The following is an 18,122-nucleotide window of genomic DNA, read 5'->3' on the forward strand; positions in this document are numbered from 1 at the left end:
CCGCTCCTACAGGGCGCCCATGTAGGAGCGGCGCAAGCCGCGACCGCGCCGCGCCGACTACGACGCAACCCGCACTCGCGCGCCCTACTCGGCCGGCGCGAACCCGCGATGCGGCTTGCCGTGGCGCTGTTGCAGCACCGCCACCGCATCGGCCAGCGACAGGCCGCGCGCGCGCAGCAGCACCTGCAGGTGGAACAGCAGGTCGGCGGCTTCGCCGGCCAGCGCGGCCTCGTCCTGGGCCACCGCCGCCAGCGCGGTCTCCACGCCTTCCTCGCCGACCTTCTGCGCGATCACGCGCACGCCGCGCTCGAACAGGCCGGTGGTGTAGCTGCCGGCCGGGCGTTCGCGCTCGCGGGTTTCGACCAGCGCGTCGAGTTCGGCCAGGAACGCCAGGCCGTCGCCCGGCGCGCTGGGGAAACAGCTGTCGCGGCCGAGGTGGCAGGTCGGCCCGTGCGGCACCGCGCGCACCAGCAAGGTGTCGCGGTCGCAGTCGGTCTCGATCGAGACCAGATCGAGGAAGTGGCCCGAGCTTTCGCCCTTGGTCCACAGCCGCAGCTTGCTGCGGCTGAAGAAGGTGACGTGGCCGCTGGCCAGGGTCGCGTCCAGCGCGGCGCGGTCCATGTAGCCGAGCATCAGCACGCGCAGGTTGGCCGCGTCCTGGACCACGGCCGGGAGCAGGCCGTCCTGCTTGTCCCAGTCCAGCGCGTCGATCTGTTGCCGGCTCAGCGTCGCGTCCATCAATGCAGCTCGCGCACCGGCACGCCCTGCCCGCTCAGCGCGCGCTTGAGCTCGGGAATGCGGATGCTGCCGGAGTGGAACACGCTCGCCGCCAGCGCCGCATCGACGTCGGCCTGCAGGAACACCTCGCCGAAGTGCTCGATCGCGCCGGCGCCGCCGGAGGCCACCAGCGGCACCTCGCAGATCGCCCGCACCGCGCGCAGCTGCTCGATGTCGTAGCCGCTGCGCACGCCGTCGCTGCCCATGCAGTTGAGCACGATCTCGCCCGCGCCCAGGCGCTGCGCCTCGACCACCCAGTCCAGCGTGCGCTTGGGCAACGCCTGGGTGCGCGAAGGGTCGCCGGTGTACTGGCGCACCCGCCACTGGCCGTCGGGATCGCGCAGGCTGTCGATGCCGACCACCACGCACTGCACGCCGAATTCGGCGGCGATCTCGGCGATCAGCTGCGGCCGCTCCAGCGCCGGGGTATTGATCGAGATCTTGTCCGCGCCGGCGTTGAGCACGCCGCGCGCGTCGGCGACCGAGCGGATGCCGCCGGCCACGCAGAACGGGATGTCGATCGCGCGCGAGACCCGCTCGACCCAGCCGCGATCCACGCTGCGCCCCTGCGGGCTGGCGGCGATGTCGTAGAACACCAGCTCGTCGGCCCCTTCGTCGCGGTAGCGCAGCGCCAGCTCGACGATGTCGCCCATGTCGACGTGGTCGCGAAAGCGCACGCCCTTGACCACGCGTCCGTCGCGGACGTCGAGGCAGGGCACGATACGGCGGCTCAGGGGCGTGGAGTTCAGCAACGGCGTACCTGCTTCAAGGCGTCGGTGAGTTGGAAGCGGCCTTCGATCAGCGCCTTGCCCAGCACCGCGCCGGAGCAGCCGATGCTGTCGGCGGCGACGATGTCGGCGATGTCGCGGATGCCGCCGGAGGCCTGCAACTGCACGTCCGGCGCGATCTCGCGGATGTGCTTGTACAGGTCCAGGTTCGGCCCGGCCATGGTGCCGTCGCGGGAGACGTCGGTGCACAGCAGGTGGCGCAGCCCGGCCTGGGCGTAGCGCTCCAGCAGCGGCTCCAGACGCACGCCGCTGTCCTGGGTCCAGCCGGCCACCGGCAGTTCCCATTCGCCGCGCTCGTTCTGGCGCACGTCCAGCGCGATGGTGATGCGCTCGGCGCCGAAGCGCTTGAGCCAGGCGATCACCAGGTCCGGGTCCTTGACCGCGAGCGAACCGACCACGACCCGGTCGGCGCCGGCGTCGAGGATGGCCTCCACGTCGGCCTCGCTGCGCACGCCGCCGCCGGTCTGCACGCGCATCCAGCTGGAGGTGGTGATCGCGCGCAGCAGCGGCGCCAGGGTGTAGCCGCCGTAGCGCGCGGCGTCGAGGTCGATCAGGTGCAGCCACTTGGCGCCGGCTTCGGCGTAGCGCGTGGCCAGCGCCAGCGGTTCGGTCTCGTAGCGGGTTTCCTGGGCGTAATCGCCCTGGTGCAGGCGCACGACGCGCCCGTCGCGAACGTCGATCGCGGGGTAGAGGGTGCTGTTGCCCATGTTCATGCCTCCAGCGCCAGGAAGTTGGCGAGCAGGCGCGAGCCGACCGCGGCCGAGCGCTCCGGGTGGAACTGGGCGCCGAAGCAGCGTCCGCGCCCGGCCACCGCGGTGAAGCGGCGGCCGTAACTGGCGCTGGCCAGGGTGTCGGCGGTGACGGGGGCGGCGTAGCTGTGCACGAAATAGGCCTGGTCGCGCTCGCCTATGCCGGCCAGCAAACGCGCGCTGGCGTCGGATTCATGCGTCTGAAGGAGATTCCATCCCATATGAGGCACTCGTACTCCTGGTCCGGGGGGCAGCTTGGTGATACGGCCCGGAAGGAGCCCGAGGCATTCGACCTCGCCCTCCTCCGAGGACTCGTACAACAGCTGCATGCCCAGGCAGATCCCGAGCAGCGGCTGCTGCAAGCGGCGGATCGTGGCGACCAGATCGAGTTCGCGCAGACGCGCCATCGCGGGGGCGGCGGCGCCCACGCCCGGCAGGATCACGCGATCGGCTGAGGCGATCGTTGCAGGGTCCGCGGTCAATACCGACCGCGCACCCAGCCGCTCCAATGCATAACGCACCGAGCCGATGTTCCCCCCACCCGAATCGATGACAGCTACAACCGTCATCACAGAACTCCTTTGGTACTCGGGAGTTCGCGCCCTTGACGGGCGATGGCCTGGCGCAGCGCGCGCGCGACGGCCTTGAAACAAGCCTCTATCTTGTGGTGATCGTTATCACCTTCCACGTTCAGGTTGAGATTCAGGCCGGCGGTTTCGCACAGCGACCGGAAGAAATGCGCCAGCAGCTCGGTCGGGAAATCGCCGACCCGGTCGCGGGCGAAGCGGCCGGCGAAGACGAAGTACGGGCGGCCGGAGAAATCCAGCGCCGCGCGCGCCAGGGTCTCGTCCATCGGCAGCACGAACTCGTGCGGCGGCGCGGCGGAGTCCTCGCCCTGCCCCGCGCGCGGCTCGAAACCGTAGCGGCCGATGCCGCGCTTGTCGCCGAGCGCTTCGCGCAGCGCCTGGCCCAGCGCCAGCGCGCTGTCCTCGATGGTGTGGTGCTCGTCGATGTGCAGGTCGCCCTCGCAGCGCAGCTCCAGGGCGAAGCCGCCGTGCTTGCCGAGCTGTTCGAGCATGTGGTCGAAGAAGCCCAGGCCGGTGGCGACCTTGGGCTCGGCCGCGCGGTCGAGGTCGACGCTGACCTGGATCCGGGTTTCCTTGGTGTTGCGCGTCACCTGCGCGGTGCGCGGGCGGTCGGCCAGGACGTGGGCGATGCCGGCCCAGTCCCACTCGCCGCCGAACTGCGCGGTGCGCAGCTGGAACGCGCGGATGCCGAGGTTGGCGGCGAAGCCGTTGTCGGTCTCGCGGTCGCCGACCATGGCCGAGCGTTCCCAGTCGATGCCGCGGTCCTTCAGCAACGGCAGGGCCAGGCCGATGCCGGGCTTGCGCGTGGGCAGGTTCTCGGCGGCGAAGCTGGTGTCGATCAGCACCTCGCGGAACACGATGCCCTGGCTCTCGAACACCTGCATCATCAGCTCGTGCGGGCCGTCGAAGGCCCAGCGCGGGAACGCCTCGGTGCCCAGGCCGTCCTGGTTGGTGACCATGACGAATTCGTAGCCGGCGTCGCGCAGCTTCAGCAGCGCCGGGATCACCCCGCGCACGAAGCGCAGCTTGGCGTAGCTGTCGATCTGGAAGTCGGCCGGTTCCTCGATCAGGGTGCCGTCGCGGTCGACGAACACGATCGGCTTGAGCGCGCTCATGCCGCCGCTCCGGCCGCGATCGCCGCCGGCGCCGCCGCGCGCAGCGCGCGGCCGAGCACCTCGATCACCGCCGCGTTCTGCTCCGGCGTGCCCAGGCTGATGCGCAGCGCATCGCCCAGCCCCGGCGCGTGGCGGAAGTCGCGCACCACCACGCCGGCGTCGAGCAGAGCCTCGAGCGCGGCCTGGGCGTCGTCGAAACGCACCAGCAGGAAATTGGCCTGCGAGGGATAGACCCGGCGCACGCCGGGCAGGCCCTGCAGCGCCTGCAACAAGGTGTCGCGTTCGCACATGGCGGTGGCCACGCGCGCCTTGGTGGTATTGCCAGGCACTTCGCCGAGCGCGCGCAGGGCCAGGTTCACGCACGGCGTGGGCAGCGGATACGGCGCCTGGCAACGCTGCAGCGCGGCGATCACCTCGGCGTCGGCGATGGTGCTGCCGATGCGCGCGGCGGCCAGGGCATGGGCCTTGGACAGGGTACGCAGCACCGCGACGTTGCGCCGCCGCGCCAGCAGGCCCACCGCCGATTCGCCGTCGGCGAATTCGATGTAGGCCTCGTCGACCACGACGATGGCGCGGCCGCGCAGGCGCTGCGCCAGCGCGTCGATCGAGGCCCGCGGCAGCAAGGTGCCGGAGGGGTTGCCCGGCGAGCACACGAACACCAGCTTGGCCGCCTCGCGCTCGGCGGCCTCGGCGAGCGCGTCGAAATCGCAGGCGAAGCCCTCGGCGCTGTCGCGCAGCGGCACCTCGACCACGCGCGCGCCGTGCAGGCGCGCGCTGACCGCGTACATGCCGAAGGTCGGCGGCGCGACGACGATGGCGTCGGCGCCGGGCCGGCAGAACGCGCGCACCAGCAGGTCGATGCCTTCGTCGCTGCCGCGCCCGGCCAGCAACTGCTCCGGCGCGCAGGCGTACAGCCGCGCCAGCGCCTCGCGCAGCGCCGGCGGCTGCGGATCGGGATAGCGGCGCACCGCGCCGTCGCCGTCGGCGACGCTCGGCCAGGCCGCTTCGTTGGCGTTGAGCCAGACCCGGCCGCTGCGCTTGTCGCTGCGCGCCGACTTGTAGCCGGCGAAATCGCGCAGGTCTTCGCGCAGCAGGTCGAGGGGATTGTCGTCGCGGGTCGGGGACATGGTCGGGCTGATGATCCGTTGTACGTGGTTCTGCAATCGTCCGGCGCGGGGCCGGACGGACTCGCTCAGGCGCGCTGCGCCGCCGGGGCCACGGACAGCGCCGCCAGCCGCAGCGCCACCGCGGCATGGTGCGCGTCCAGGCCTTCGGCCTGCGCCAGCACCAGCGCGCAGGGGCCGATCTCCTGCAGCCCGCGCGGCTGCACTTCCTGCACCGTGATGGCGACCTGGAAGCTGGCGACGTTGAGGCCGCCGGCGTAGCGCGCCGCGCCGCTGGTCGGCAGGACGTGGTTGGTGCCGCTGCAATAGTCGCCCAGCGCTTCGGGCGCCCAGTCGCCGAGGAACACCGAACCGGCCGCCTCGACCTGCGCCAGCCACGCGCGCGCGTCGCGCAGGGCCAGGATCAGGTGCTCGGGCGCGTAGCGGTTGCTGACCTGCATCGCGGTGGCGATGGAGTCGACCTGGATCGAGCGCGACTTGGCCAGCGCCGCGCGCGCGGTGTCGGCGCGCGACAGCCGCGCCAGCTGGCGTTCCAGTTCGACATCGACCGCATCCAGCAGGGCCGCGTCGTCGCTGAGCAGGATCACCTGCGAATCGGCGCCGTGCTCGGCCTGCGACAGCAGGTCGGCGGCGACGAAGTCGGCGCGCGCGCCGGCGTCGGCGATCACCAGCACTTCCGACGGCCCGGCCGGCATGTCGATGGCGGCGCCGCCTTCCAGCAGCGCGACCTGGCGCTTGGCCTCGGTGACGTAGGCGTTGCCCGGCCCGAACAGCTTGTCGCACTTGCCGATGCTGTCGCTGCCGAAGGCCATCGCCGCGATCGCCTGGGCGCCGCCGACCTTGTAGACCTTGCCGATGCCGCAGCGCCGCGCCGCGCACAGCACCGCCGGGTCGGCGCTGCCGTCCTTGCGCGGCGGCGTGCACAGCACCACTTCGCGGCAGCCGGCCAGCCGCGCCGGCACGCCGAGCATCAGCGCGGTCGAGGGCAGCGGCGCGGAACCGGCCGGCACGTACAGGCCGACCCGCGGGATCGGCCGCAGCACGCGCTCGCAGCGCACACCCTCGGCGGTGTCCAGGGCGTAGGCCGGGGTCATGCCGGCGGCGTGGAAGCGTTCGATCCGGCGCGCGGCCTCGTCGATGGCGGCGCGCAGTTGCGGGCTCAGCGCGGCGTCGGCGGCTTCGAATTCGGCCTGGTCCACGGCGAAGGCGTCCAGCGCGACGCCGTCGAAGCGCTCGCCGAAGCGGCGCAGCGCGGCGTCGCCGTCGGCGCGCACCTCGGCCAGGATCGCGGCGACCGCGTCGGCGGTGGCCTGGCGGGTTTCCTGGGCCGGACGGCGCAGCGCCTGCGCGCGCGCGTCGGCGCTCAGCGCCTGCCACTGGTAGCGCTGCATCGCGGCGGCGGTCGCGGGGCGGTTCATGCCAGCATTCCTTCCACCGGCAGCACCATCAGCCCGCGCGCGCCGGCGCGCTTGAGTTCCTCCAGCCGCTGCCAGGTCACCGCGCCGTGGCACAGCGCCTGCAGGGCGACGTCGTCGCCGTCGTCCAGGCGCATCACCGTGGGTTGTTCGGCGTCGGGCAGCAGCGGCAGCAATTCGCCGAGCAGGCCGCGCGGCGCCTGGAACATCAGCAGCTTGCTGTTGCGCACGCGCAGCGCGCCGTCGAGCCGGCGCAGCAGCAGGTCGGCCAGTTCGCCGCGGACGTCGTCGAAGCGCTCGACCGGCCCGGCCAGCACCGCCTCGCTCTCGACCAGGGTCTGCACCGCCTTGAGCTGGTTGGCGGCGAGCGTGGCGCCGCTGGAGACCAAATCGCAGATCGCCTCGGCCTGGCCCAGGCGCGGCGCGATCTCCACCGAACCCGACAGCAGCACCACCTGCGCGTCCACGCCCTGCTGCGCCAGCCACTGGGTCAGCAGCGCCGGATAGCTGGTGGCGATGCGCTTGCCGATCAAATCCTGCGGGCCTTGCCACTGCCACGCATCGGGCACGGCGATGGCCAGGCGGCAACCGCCGAAGCCGAGCGCGCGCCATTCGCGGAACGCCGCCGCGCGGCCGTTGCCGCGGCGGTCGCCGTCCTGTTCCAGCAGCACGTTGCGGCCGACCACGCCGAGGTCGCAGACGCCGTCGGCGATCAGCCCGGGAATGTCGTCGTCGCGCACCAGCAGCAGGTCCACCGGCAGGGTCTCGCCGTAGCAGAACAGGCGGTCGCGGCTCTCGCGCCAGCTCAGGCCGCAGGCGGCGAGCAACTGGCGGGCCGGGTCGGCGAGGCGGCCGGACTTCTGGATCGCGATGCGCAGGCGGTCGCGCACGGCGGCACTGGCGGGAGGGCTCATGGACTCGGTCTCGGGGGAAGGCGTGGGCGGTGCGGGCCGGCGGGCGCCGGCGGCGGCGGACAGAAGCGGCCGTCAGCGATGTCGCAGGCCGCGGCGCTGCAGGGCCGCGGCGTAACCGCCGGCGCCGCGTTCGAGCACGCGCGCGACCCGGCCGATGGTGGTCACGCTGACCTGGGTGCGCTCGTGGATCTCGCGGTACGGCACGCCCTCGTCGAGCAGCGGCACCACCCGCCAGCGGTCGCTCATCGCTTCCAGTTCGGCGGGCGTGCACAGGTCTTCGAGGAAGGCGCGCACCTGCTCCGGGGCGCGCAGCGCGGACAGCGCGGCGGCCAGTTCGCCGAGGGCGTCTTCGGTGGCTTCGACGGTGGCGACGGCGCGGCGCTTCATGGGCGGGTTCGGATCCGGGGTCGCGGTTGCGGTTGCGGGGACGTGGTGCGGGAAGCCAGATGCCGGAGGGCTGCGGCCCGGCCGGCGCGCCGGGCCGCCGCGGAGGCCGACCCAGTGCATTAATGTGATAACGCGTTAATACATTAATCCGACCACCGGGCGCGCGTCAAGCCGTCCGGCCGGTCGCGGTAATTGCGTTAAGACCTCAGGCACGCCTCGCGCGCCGTCCTGCCGGCGCCCGCTTCCCCTCTGCCCGGCGCACCGATCAGTGCCGGCCCCCGGTCAAGGACGCCCCGGCCCAGCACGATGAACACGCCCCCTGCCCGATCCGCGCGCCGTCCGCGGCCATCCCAGGCGCCGCCGCGCCGGCCGTCCGCGTGGCCACCGCTGCCGTGGTTGCTGCTGCTGGCATTGCTGCTGGCGGGCTGGAGCCCGCTCGCCGCCGCGCAGCGCCCGCTCGAACTCGGCCGCCACGACGGCGAGACGGCGCTGGCGCCGTTCACCGCCTACCGCCACGACCCCGACGGCCGCCTCGACCTGGCCGGCGCCGAACGCGCGCTGGCCGCCGGCGGCTTCCGGCCGCTGCCGGGCGGCAACAGCTCGTTCGGCTTCCAGCGCGGCGCCTACTGGTTCCACATCGCCGCGCGCAACGCCGACGCCGACACTCCGCGCTGGCTGCTGGTGCAAGGCTTCGCCCTGAGCGACCGCCTCGACGTCTACACCGTCGCCCGCGCCAGCGACGGCGCCCGCGTCCGCCACCAGGCCGGCGGCGACAGCCTGCCGTTCGCCGCGCGCGCGATCCGCTACCGCCATCCGAACTTCTGGATCGACCTGCCGGCCGGCCAGCGCGTGGACCTGTTCGTGCGCGTGCAAAGCCAAAGCTCGATGCAGGTGCCGCTGACCCTGTACTCGCCCAGCGCCTTCACCGGACTGGCGCGCGACGCGCAACTGGGCATCGGCCTGTACTACGGCATCCTGCTGGCGCTGTTCTTCTACAACCTGGTGCTGTGGCTGAGCCTGCGCGATTCGAGCTACTTCTGGTATCTGTTCCACATCTGCGCGTTCGGCCTGGTGCTGCTGACCCTCAACGGCCTGGGCTTCGAATACCTGTGGCCGCGCTCGCCGTGGCTGGCCGACCACTCGGTGCCGCTGTCGATCTGCCTGGCCCAGGTGGGCATGCAGCAGTTCGCGCGCACCTTCCTCGGCCTGGCGCAACGCTGGCGCTTCGGCGACCGGGTCGGCCTGGGCATGATCGGGTTCTTCGTGCTGCTGGGATTGATCGCGACCCAGGCGCCCTATCGCATCGTCACCCCGATCGCCTCGGCCGCGGTGTTCGTCTCCATCGCCTGGATCGCGGTGGAGACGGTGGTGGTGCTGCGCCGCGGCTACAAGCCGGCGCGGCTGTTCCTGCTGGCGTGGTCGGCGTTCCTGCTCGGCACCGGCATGTTCGCGGCGATCGCCTTCGACCTGCTGCCGAAGGTGTTCATCACCGAGTACGGCGTGCAGATCGGCTCGGCCCTGGAAATGCTGCTGCTGTCGGTGGCGCTGGGCTACCGCTACGCCTCGCTGCGCAACGAGAACGAACGGATCGTGCGCGAGGCCAAGGAGCAGCTCGAACACAAGGTCGAGCAGCGCACCGGCGAGCTGCGCACCGCGCTGGCGCAGCTGGAGAAAGCCCACGACCGCCTGCGCGAGACCGCCCAGCGCGACGGCCTGACCGGCCTGCACAACCGCAGCCACTTCCGCGAAGCGTTCGAATCGTTGCTGCACCGCGCGCGCCGCCAGCGCCGGCCGCTGGCGCTGATGATGATCGACCTGGACCACTTCAAGCAGATCAACGACCACCACGGCCACTTGGTCGGCGACGAATGCCTGCGCTGGGCCGCCGGCCTGATCTCGCAGACCCTGGCCCCGCACCACGCGCTGCTGGCGCGCTTCGGCGGCGAGGAATTCGTCGCCGTGCTGCCCGACCACGACCTCGCCGCCGGCTCGCGCGTGGCCGAGGCGCTGCGCCTGCGCCTGCGCGCGCAGCCCTGCCCCAGCCGCAGCCACGACATCCCGGTCACCGCCAGCATCGGCGTGCACGAGATCGCGCCGGATTCCGACCTCGGCGTCGAGGCGGCGCTGCAGTTCGCCGATCAGGCCTTGTATCTGGCCAAGGCCGGCGGGCGCGATTGCGTGCGAATGTGGGGCGCGGCGGCGTGAGCGCGGCGCGCGACGCTCAGGCCGGCGGCGCGTACATCACGTCGGAGCGCAGCGCGTACTTCACGCCCTGCTCGACCGCCGCGCCTTCGTGCCAGGTGTCGTGCACGAACAGCAGCGCGTCGCCGGCGCGCGGTTCGACCCGGAAGCCGCGGAACGCGGTGTCGCCGCCGGCGAAACCGTCGTTGAGATAGACCAGCAAGGTCAGCTTGCTCAGGCGGCCGTCTTCGCTCCAGGGGCCGTCCTTGTGCATGCGGAAACGCTGGCCCGGGCCGTATTTGTAGAACCGCAGCGCGCGCGGCAGGCCGGCCGCGGCCTCGCCGTCGAGCGCGGGCAGGCCGGCTTCGCGCAGGCGTCGCCACAAGGCGTCGATCCATTGCGGCGACTCGAGCACCACGCGTTCGTTGTTGCGCACGTGGGCCATCGATTTCTGGCCGCCGTCGGCGGTGCGCACGCCGGCGGGTTCGAAGCCGCGTGCTTCGGCCAGGGCGATCAGCTCCGCGCATTCGGCCGGCGTCAGCAGGCCGTTCACGCAGAAGGCGGTTTCGCTGAGGTGGACGAGGCGCATGGCGGCGATCCCTGGCCACGAGAGAGGACGGTGCCGCGATTCTAGCCCCTGCAGGAGCGGCGCGAGCCGCGACCGCGACAACAGGGCTGCGGCGCAAGTTTCGGCGTAGTCGCGTTGCCGCGGTCGCGGCTTGCGCCGCTCCTACAGGGAAGCAATCGGCCCCTCCCGGGATCGGGAGGGGCCGTGGCGGATCAGTCCTGCATTTCCGCGCGCACCGCCGACAGCACGGTGCCGTCGCGCACCAGTTGCACCGCAGTGGCGACTTCGCCGTCGAGCGCGCGGTCGTGGTCGAGGAAGGCGATCGATTCGCGCAGCTTGGCGTGGGCGATCGCCACCGCGCGGCCCGGACGGAACTCCTGCGCCGCGGACAACTCGGCGCGCAGGCCCTCGACTTCGGCCAGGAACTCGGCGTGCTCGGCGGCGCCGGCGACCGGGCCGCCGGCGACCTTGGCCGCGAAGGTCGCAGCGTCGGCGCGGTCGGCCAGATCGCGCGCGGCGTTGATCATGTCGCGGCGCAGGTCCAGCGCCTGGGCGGCGGTGTACAGCTCCAGCGCCAGCACCTTGCCCAGGTCGTCGGCCATCGCCAGCACGTGGCGCGCCTCGTTGGCGCCCATCGAGACATGGTCCTCGGCGTTGGCGCTGGTCGGGATCGAATACACGGAGGCCGGGTGGGCGCGGCTGGCGAGGTCGTTGACGATGGCCGCGGCGGTGTACTGCACGATCATGTGGCCCGATTCGGTCGCGTCCTCGTTGCCGATCAGGAAGCCCGGCAGGCCGTCGTTGGTGGCCGGGTCGACCAGCTTGTTGAGGCGGCGCTCGGAGATGCTCGCCAGCACCGGGATCGCGGCCTTGACGTAGCTCATCGCCAGCGCCAGCGGCATGCCGTGGAAATGGCCGGCGGAGATCACCTGCTGCTCGACGTGCTCGGCCTGGGCGTCGGGGAACACGATCGGGTTGTCGGTCAGCGAGTTGAGCTCGATCTCCAGCACCCGCGCGGCCTGGGCGATGGCGTCGCGGACCGCGCCGTGCACCTGCGGAATGCAGCGCAGCGAATAGCTGTCCTGCGGCTGGTGCTTCTTGCCGCCGCGGAACGGACGGAAGCGGTTATAGAACTTCTCGCGGCCGTGGCGCTGGCCGAACGGCACCCAATCCCAGCCGATGTCGAAGCTCAGCTGCTGCGCGGCCTGCGTATCCCAGCTCTGCGGCAGCCACGGGCGGAAGCGCGGCACCAGGTGATAAGGAATGTCGGCCAAGGTCGAGCCGTCGAGCAACTTGCGCAGGTTCTCGGCGACCTTGACCTGGCCCGGATGCGGACGCAGCGCGTGCACTTCCGGCGCGAACGCGCCCAGGCGGCCGGCGAAGGCGTCGATGGTCATGGCCGCGGCGAGGTCGGCGGTGTCGAGCAGCTCTTCGAGCTTGCTCAACGCCAGCACGCCGCAGGCCAGCATCTGCGCGGTGCCGTTGTTGAGCGCCAGGCCTTCCTTGTACGACAGCTGCACCGGCGCGAGCCCGGCGCGCTCCAGCGCCTGCGCGCCCGGCATGCGTTCGCCGTCGAAGAAGGCTTCGCCGCCGCCGAGCAGGACGATGGCCAGGTGCGACAGCGGCGCCAGGTCGCCGCTGGCACCGACCGAGCCCAGCTGCGGCACCACCGGCACGATCCCGGCGTTGAGCAGGTCGGTCAGCGCCTGCAGGGTCTGCACGCGGATGCCCGAGTGGCCGCGCATCAGGGTGTTGATGCGGATGCACAGCATCGCGCGCACGATCTCCGGCGCGAACGCCTCGCCCACGCACACCGCGTGGGTGACGATGAGGTTGCGCTGCAGTTCTTCATGCAGGGTCTCCTGCGAACGCTTCGCGCCCGGCAACTGGTCGCGCAGGTGGTGCGCGCCGAGCAGGCGGTCGGCGTTGCTGCCGAAACCGGTGGACACGCCATAGATGGGCTCTTCGCGGCGCACTTGCTCGGCCAGGAAGTCGGCCGCGCGGGCCACCGCCGGGAGCTGCTCGGCAGACAGTTCGACCTGCGCGCCGTAGGCCACGGCGACGAGCTGTGACCGCGTCAGCGAGCGGCCGTCGAGTCGGATCTTGTTCAAAGCTGGGGTTCTCCGCATCGCACCCTGGCGATCATCTGCGCGCTGCCGGCGGATCGGCGGCGCGCATACTCGGGAGTCGGTGCGTCAGACAAAAGGAAACCGCGGTCCGCACGGACCGCGGCGTGGGTGTCGGCTTGCGCCGATGCTGCAGCCGGCGCCGGGCGATGCCGGCGCGGCGAATGCCGGCGATGCGGCGCGCGCGGCGCCGCCCCGCCATGCGCGCGCGCCGTCGGCCGCGCGCGCGATGCGCGCCCGCAGCCGACGCGACGGGCGCGCGCGAGGATCACTTCATGACCCGCGACTGTTCCAGCTCGACCCGCAGCGTGCGCGCCAGCTCGCCGCGCGCGACCTCGAACTGGTCCTCGCGACGCAGGTCCTTGACCGTGGCGGTGCCCTTGGCGATCTCGTTCTCGCCCAGCACCACCACGAAGCGGATGCCGGCGCGGTCGGCGTACTTGAACTGCTTGCCGAGCTTGGACGGCTCCATCACCACTTCGGTGTTGAGCCCGGCCGCGCGCAGCTCGCTGGCCAGCGCCAGGCATTGCGGCAGCTGCGCATCGTCCATCTGGGTGACCAGCACCTGCACGCTGCTGTCGGCGGTGCTGACCAGCTTGGCCTCCTGCAGCTGCCAGAACAGCCGGGTCAGGCCGATGGAAATGCCGACGCCGGGCAGCTTGGACTTGGTGTAGTGGCTGGCGAGGTCTTCGTAGCGACCGCCCGAGCAGATCGAGCCGAGCTGCGGGTAGTCGTCGAGCGTGGTCTCGTAGACCGTGCCGGTGTAGTAGTCCAGGCCGCGGGCGATGGAGAAGTTCAGCGCGTAGTTGGCTTCCGGCACGCCCAGCGCGCGGATCAGCTCCAGCACCTCGCGCAGTTCGGCCACGCCCTGGCGCAGCGAGTCGTTGCCCTCGCCCAGCGCGGCCAGCCTGGCCAGCGCGTCGGCGTGCGAGGTCGAACGGGTTTCGACGAACGCCAGGATCGTCGCCACCGCCTGCGCCGACAGGCCGAAGCCTTCGCCGGTCAGGGTGTCGCGCACGTAGTCGGCGCCGCGCTTGTCGAGCTTGTCGACCTCGCGCAGCACCAGCGCCTGCAGCTCGCCGTCGGCCACGCCCTGGGCTTCGAAGAAGCCGCGCAGCAGCTTGCGGTTGTTGAGCTGGATGGTGAAGGCGCCGATGTCGAGTTCGGAGAACACCGCGTGGATGCAGGCCGGCAGCTCGGCGTCGTAGCGCACGCTGAGGCTGTCCTTGCCGATCACGTCGATGTCGCACTGGTAGAACTCGCGGTAGCGGCCGCGCTGCTGGCGCTCGCCGCGATAGACGCGCTGCATCTGGTAGCGGCGGAACGGGAACGCCAGTTCGGCCTCGTGCTCGGCCACGTAGCGCGCCAGCGGCACGGTCAGGTCGAAGCGCAGCGCCAACTCGGGCACCGTGCGGCCGTCCTGCGCGCTCTTCTCGCGCGAACCGGTCGACTCGACGAAGTACACCTGGCGCTCGGTCTCGCCGCCGGACTTGGTCAGCAGCACCTCGGTCAGCTCCATCACCGGCGTTTCCACCGGCAGGAAGCCGAAGCGTTCGAAATTGCGGCGGATCGTGTCGAGCATGCGCTGGAACGCGATCTGGTCACGGGGCAGCAGCTCCATGACCCCGGGCGGGGTGCGAGGCTTGATCAAGTCAGACTCCGAATTACTGCAATGGCGCAAGAAGGGCGGCCGGATCGGCGCCGGCGCGCGCTGCACGAGCGCGCGCCGCGGGCCCCGCCGGCATGGCGCTTAGTTTAGCGATTGCGGGCCGTCCGGTCGGTAGCGGCCGGCCGTCGCCGCGCATTCGCGCCGGGCGCGGGCGGCGGCCGGGCTTTGCCGATGCGGCGCTCAGCCCGCTGCGACGCGGTTTTGCGGCCATCCGGGACCGCCAGCGCAACCGGAATGAAATTTTTCTGTCGTCCCCTCTTGCACGCCCCGGTGAGCGCCGCTAGAATTTGCGGCTCACGAAGTCGGGGTGTAGCTCAGTCTGGTAGAGCGCTACGTTCGGGACGTAGAGGTCGCAGGTTCGAATCCTGTCTCCCCGACCAATTTTTCGTGATGCTTTCGATGAAGCCGGCCTAGCGCCGGCTTTTTCATGTCTGCGAAAAGTCCGCCAAACGACTTCAGCCCTTGCCGCGGCTGCCCGCCTGATTCCGGTCATGCCACTCGACCACCTCTCCGGCCTTCCAGGTGGCCGGCTTCCGGGTGATGCGCACTGGGAAGTCTGGCTTACACGCGATCGTCGCTAGGAAATGCTCGGGCGAGATGCCCCACCGCTCGGCGCACTCCGCTGCAGTCAGCGCGAGCTCTTGCCATGGGATCTTGTCGGATATAGCCATGACGGGACCCGCATGCCGGGTTGTCGCAAACGCGGAGACTTTGACTTTGGCCGACATCGGCGGACTACTCCGTTCTCCCTGGAACCTTAAGGAGGGAACGACATGAGGTTTGAGATCTATCGTAAGGGGGGCGATGCGCTTGGAAATACTCCCGGGACAAAAGACCAGTACACGTGGCGGCTTCTGGCCGACAACGACGAACTCCTCGCCACAGGCGAGGGCTACGCGAACAAAACCGATTGCTACCACGCCATCAACCTGGTTAAGAGCGCCACTACCCAAACGCTCATCGTGGACTTTTCCTAACGCCACGCACTCGGAAAGCCGGGGCGGGAGGAAGGCCATTAGCGATTCCGCCCCACCTGGCGCCGCGGCTTCAGGCCGAGCTCGGCCTGCGGCTGCTGCATGGTCTGTCGGCCCGGCAGGCCGTTGAAGTAATCGCGATTGTTGAACACCGCCTGGCTCGGGTTCCCCCGCATCGCGGTGCGCGTCATGTCGGCGGGCAGGACTGCGCCGGCCGTGCGCGGCACGAACCCCTCGTGCCCGTTCCGGCCGACGAGGCAGGCGCGATCCGCGCATCGTCTGCCTGCCGCCGAAGAGGACGCCGTCCATGGCATCGAATGCGACAAAGATGCCGTCCGTGGCATTGCGCTCCGTCGGCGCCGTCCGTGGCCTCATGTTCCCTGCGACGCCGTCCGTGGCGCCGGATCCGGATAAGACGCCGTCCCTGGCGCCAGACTCCCTGTGCGCCGTCCCTGGCATCGCGCTCCCTGAACGCCGTCCATGGCGCCACCCGCGACAAGACGCCGTCCGTGGCATCGGTTCCCTGTGCGCCGTCCCTGGCATCGCGCTCCCTGGACGCCTTCCGTGGCGTCGCCTGCGACACGACACCGTCCGTGGCGCCAGGCTCCGTGCGCGCCGTCCATGGCATCGCGCTCCCCGGGACGCCGTCCATGGCGCCGCCTGCGATAAGACGCCGTCCTTGGCGTTACGCTCCGTAAGAAACGCCGTCCGTGGCGTCTGGCTCCATCCGGCGAATGCGCGAGTCCATGCGCTAGGTTCGCCGAAGCGATGGCCGCAGCCCGCAGCCTCGCCTCACAATCGCGCCGCACCCGCGCGGATGACGCGCTCGACCCGATGCAGCCGCACGCCGGCCTGCGCGCATGCCGGCACATCGCACGCCGGCGCCGGCGCCAAACCGGCGGCGGCCAGCAAGACCGGCCAGTCGCGCGGCGGCGCGTCGTCGCGCACCGCGAACAGCAGCTCGCCGTCGGCGGCGAGCCAGCCGGCGGCGGTGGCCAGCACCGGGCGCGGATCGGCGCCGCCGTCGAGCGCGGTGTCGGCCAGGATCAGGTCGAAGCGTCCGCGCAACGCAGCGGCGTCGGCGACGATGCCGCGCGGATCGAACACCACGCTGCGCAGGTACGGCCGGCCGGCGCCGAAACGCGCGGCGACCAGCGCGGCGCGGAACGGCGACGCGTCGGCGTAGACGAATTCCACCGGTTCGCCGGCGGCATCGAGCGCGGGCAAGGCGCGCTCGACGCCTTCGCCGTGGCCGTCGCCGAGTTCGAGCACGCGCAACGGCCGGCCGGCGCGGCTGCGCAGCGCGTCGGCCAGCGCCAGGGCCAGCAACTGCCGATGCTCGACGTCGCGGCGCGCGCGCGCGTCGAGCGCGGCGAAGGCCGCCGCGGCATCGGCCGGCGATGCGTCCTCGCCCTGGATGCGCACGACACCGGCCGGCGCAGCGCCCCCCCAGGCCTGGCCGGACGGCAACGCCACCCGCATCGCGACGAGATCCTGCTCCAGTTGCGCCATGGCCACGCCGCCCGCATCGCGAAAACCGAAGGTCCCGGTCGAACCGCCCGTCCACGCCATGCGCGCCGCGCCGCGGCCGCCGGCGAGATCGGCCTGCATCGCCGCGGCGCCGCCGGCCTCGCGCCGGGCGCTGGCGCGGCGCCCGCCGTCGCCGGCCGATGCGCGCATCCCGGGCGACACCGCCGACGCGGCGCCGATGGCCGGCGCCAGCAGCGCCGGCACCGCCACCAGCGACGGCCGCCGCCGCGGCCGCGCGGCGGCGGCGAAGGACAGTGGCGGCACGGCCGAGTCGAAGCGCGCCTCCCCGCGCGCTCGCGACGCCGGCCGTGCCGCGCGAAACTGTTCGATCGATTCGGCCATCACCGGCGCCGGCCCCGGTTCCTCGAAGCGCTGCACGCCCGCATCCAGCAGGTAGCCGAGCGAATCGGTCCAACGCACCGCCGCGGCGATCTGCGCCGCCAACACCTGCGCCTCGCGGCCGCGCGCGTACGGCTGCGCCTCCAGGTTGGACACCACCGCGAACGCCAGCGGTGCGAACTCCACCGCCGCCAGCGCGCGCGCGAACTGCGCGGCGGCCTCGCGCATGTGCCGCGAATGGAAGGCGCCGCTCGCGCGCAGCGGCATCACCCGCGCGCCGCGCCGGCGCAAACGCGCCGCGGCCCGCGCCATCGCCGGCGCCGCGCCGGCGATGGTCTGCTGCTCCGGCGCGTCGTAGCCGGCGATGTCGATGGCCTCGGCCGGATGGCCGTCGGCGCCGATCGCCGCCAGTTCGTCGCGCAAGCGCTGCGCGCTCCAGCCGATCACCGCCGCCATGCGGCCGCCGCCGGCCGCGGCCATCAGCCGGCCGCGCTCGGCGGCCAGGCTCAGCCCGGTCTGGAAATCGAAGGCGCCGGCGGCGTGCAGCGCGTTGCACTCGCCCAGCCCGTGCCCGGCTGCGAAGGCCGGCGCGGCGCCGTGCGCATCGATCCATTCGCGATAAGCCAGCGCGTTGACCGCGAACAGGGCCGGCTGGACGTAGGGCGTGTGTTCGAGCCACTCGCATTCCACCGCCTCGGCCAGCGAGTACCCCAGCGCCTCCTCGGCCTGGCGCAGCGCCGGCCGGTGGCGGGCGAACAACGCGCGGCCCAGGCCCTTGCGTAGCGCCGCCTGCCCGGGGAAGACCACAGCGAGTGCTTGCGTGAACGCGTGCATGGAACGGTCCGGAGGGGCATGCGGCTGGCGAATCGGCGAATCGCG

Annotated in this window: 17 protein-coding genes and 1 tRNA gene; 3 read left to right on the forward strand and 15 right to left on the reverse strand. The window is 71.9% G+C overall.

What is annotated here, in order from left to right; translation table 11 throughout:
* Window positions 1-84 precede the first annotated feature (84 nt).
* The 9 genes from hisIE to BLV01_RS15505 all read right to left on the reverse strand — a co-directional run bounded on the left by hisIE (window position 85) and on the right by BLV01_RS15505 (window position 7,856).
* Window positions 85-738: a bifunctional phosphoribosyl-AMP cyclohydrolase/phosphoribosyl-ATP diphosphatase HisIE gene (gene hisIE / locus BLV01_RS15465; RefSeq protein ID WP_091801458.1), complete on the reverse strand. Its 654-nt coding sequence runs from the start codon at window positions 736-738 to the stop codon at window positions 85-87.
* Complete coding sequence (gene hisF, locus BLV01_RS15470; RefSeq protein ID WP_091801758.1) at window positions 738-1,511, reverse strand: imidazole glycerol phosphate synthase subunit HisF; 774 nt, start codon at window positions 1,509-1,511, stop codon at window positions 738-740. The genes hisIE and hisF overlap by 1 nt, the downstream gene beginning before the upstream one ends.
* A gap of 11 nt (window positions 1,512-1,522) precedes the next feature.
* Window positions 1,523-2,272: a 1-(5-phosphoribosyl)-5-[(5-phosphoribosylamino)methylideneamino]imidazole-4-carboxamide isomerase gene (gene hisA / locus BLV01_RS15475; protein WP_091801461.1), complete on the reverse strand. Its 750-nt coding sequence runs from the start codon at window positions 2,270-2,272 to the stop codon at window positions 1,523-1,525.
* Between the two features lie 2 nt (window positions 2,273-2,274).
* Window positions 2,275-2,883 carry an imidazole glycerol phosphate synthase subunit HisH gene (gene hisH / locus BLV01_RS15480; RefSeq protein ID WP_091801463.1) on the reverse strand — a complete coding sequence of 203 codons (609 nt, stop codon included), beginning with the start codon at window positions 2,881-2,883 and terminating at the stop codon, window positions 2,275-2,277.
* Entirely contained in the window at window positions 2,883-4,016 is a 1,134-nt protein-coding gene (hisB, locus tag BLV01_RS15485; protein ID WP_091801466.1) for a bifunctional histidinol-phosphatase/imidazoleglycerol-phosphate dehydratase HisB, read from the reverse strand. The genes hisH and hisB overlap by 1 nt, the downstream gene beginning before the upstream one ends.
* Window positions 4,013-5,143, reverse strand: a complete 1,131-nt coding sequence (gene hisC / locus BLV01_RS15490; RefSeq protein ID WP_091801469.1) for a histidinol-phosphate transaminase — start codon at window positions 5,141-5,143, stop codon at window positions 4,013-4,015. The genes hisB and hisC overlap by 4 nt, the downstream gene beginning before the upstream one ends.
* A gap of 65 nt (window positions 5,144-5,208) precedes the next feature.
* Window positions 5,209-6,531, reverse strand: a complete 1,323-nt coding sequence (hisD, locus tag BLV01_RS15495) for a histidinol dehydrogenase (protein ID WP_091801761.1) — start codon at window positions 6,529-6,531, stop codon at window positions 5,209-5,211.
* A 23-nt stretch (window positions 6,532-6,554) separates the two neighbouring features.
* Window positions 6,555-7,469 (reverse strand): ATP phosphoribosyltransferase, encoded by a 915-nt coding sequence (hisG, locus tag BLV01_RS15500; RefSeq protein ID WP_091801473.1) that lies wholly within the window; start codon window positions 7,467-7,469, stop codon window positions 6,555-6,557.
* Between the two features lie 72 nt (window positions 7,470-7,541).
* Entirely contained in the window at window positions 7,542-7,856 is a 315-nt protein-coding gene (locus BLV01_RS15505; protein ID WP_091801476.1) for a YerC/YecD family TrpR-related protein, read from the reverse strand.
* A 396-nt stretch (window positions 7,857-8,252) separates the two neighbouring features.
* Between BLV01_RS15505 and BLV01_RS15510 the strand changes: the two genes are divergently transcribed.
* Window positions 8,253-10,061, forward strand: coding sequence for a sensor domain-containing diguanylate cyclase (locus BLV01_RS15510; protein ID WP_175485985.1), 1,809 nt, complete (start codon window positions 8,253-8,255; stop codon window positions 10,059-10,061).
* Between the two features lie 16 nt (window positions 10,062-10,077).
* Here BLV01_RS15510 and BLV01_RS15515 read toward each other — a convergent pair whose 3' ends face one another.
* The 3 genes from BLV01_RS15515 to hisS form a co-directional block, all read right to left on the reverse strand.
* Window positions 10,078-10,626, reverse strand: coding sequence for a prolyl hydroxylase family protein (locus BLV01_RS15515; RefSeq protein WP_091801483.1), 549 nt, complete (start codon window positions 10,624-10,626; stop codon window positions 10,078-10,080).
* Window positions 10,627-10,817: 191 nt separating this feature from the next.
* Window positions 10,818-12,734 carry an HAL/PAL/TAL family ammonia-lyase gene (locus BLV01_RS15520; protein WP_091801486.1) on the reverse strand — a complete coding sequence of 639 codons (1,917 nt, stop codon included), beginning with the start codon at window positions 12,732-12,734 and terminating at the stop codon, window positions 10,818-10,820.
* Window positions 12,735-12,999: 265 nt separating this feature from the next.
* Window positions 13,000-14,382: a histidine--tRNA ligase gene (gene hisS, locus BLV01_RS15525; RefSeq protein ID WP_091801489.1), complete on the reverse strand. Its 1,383-nt coding sequence runs from the start codon at window positions 14,380-14,382 to the stop codon at window positions 13,000-13,002.
* 321 nt (window positions 14,383-14,703) lie between these two features.
* On the opposite strand from hisS, the gene BLV01_RS15530 reads away from it, so the two are divergent.
* Window positions 14,704-14,780, forward strand: a tRNA-Pro gene (locus BLV01_RS15530).
* Window positions 14,781-14,855: 75 nt separating this feature from the next.
* On the opposite strand, the gene BLV01_RS25535 is transcribed toward BLV01_RS15530, so the two are convergent.
* The gene (locus tag BLV01_RS25535) at window positions 14,856-15,128 is read right to left on the reverse strand and encodes a hypothetical protein (protein WP_139178734.1); all 273 of its coding nucleotides are present in this window, start codon (window positions 15,126-15,128) and stop codon (window positions 14,856-14,858) included.
* Between the two features lie 45 nt (window positions 15,129-15,173).
* Here BLV01_RS25535 and BLV01_RS15535 point away from each other — a divergent pair, with 45 nt between their 5' ends.
* The gene (locus tag BLV01_RS15535; protein ID WP_091801492.1) at window positions 15,174-15,377 is read left to right on the forward strand and encodes a YegP family protein; all 204 of its coding nucleotides are present in this window, start codon (window positions 15,174-15,176) and stop codon (window positions 15,375-15,377) included.
* Between the two features lie 38 nt (window positions 15,378-15,415).
* Here the strand turns inward: BLV01_RS15535 and BLV01_RS15540 are convergent, their stop codons facing one another.
* Both BLV01_RS15540 and BLV01_RS15545 read right to left on the reverse strand, forming a co-directional pair.
* On the reverse strand, window positions 15,416-15,601 hold the full coding sequence (locus BLV01_RS15540) for a hypothetical protein (RefSeq protein WP_091801495.1): 186 nt from the start codon (window positions 15,599-15,601) through the stop codon (window positions 15,416-15,418).
* 565 nt (window positions 15,602-16,166) lie between these two features.
* Complete coding sequence (locus BLV01_RS15545) at window positions 16,167-18,077, reverse strand: acyltransferase domain-containing protein (RefSeq protein ID WP_091801499.1); 1,911 nt, start codon at window positions 18,075-18,077, stop codon at window positions 16,167-16,169.
* Between the last annotated feature and the right edge of the window lie 45 nt (window positions 18,078-18,122).

Origin of the sequence: Lysobacter sp. yr284 (assembly GCF_900107375.1) — a bacterium.
In the GTDB taxonomy this organism is placed as follows: domain Bacteria; phylum Pseudomonadota; class Gammaproteobacteria; order Xanthomonadales; family Xanthomonadaceae; genus Lysobacter.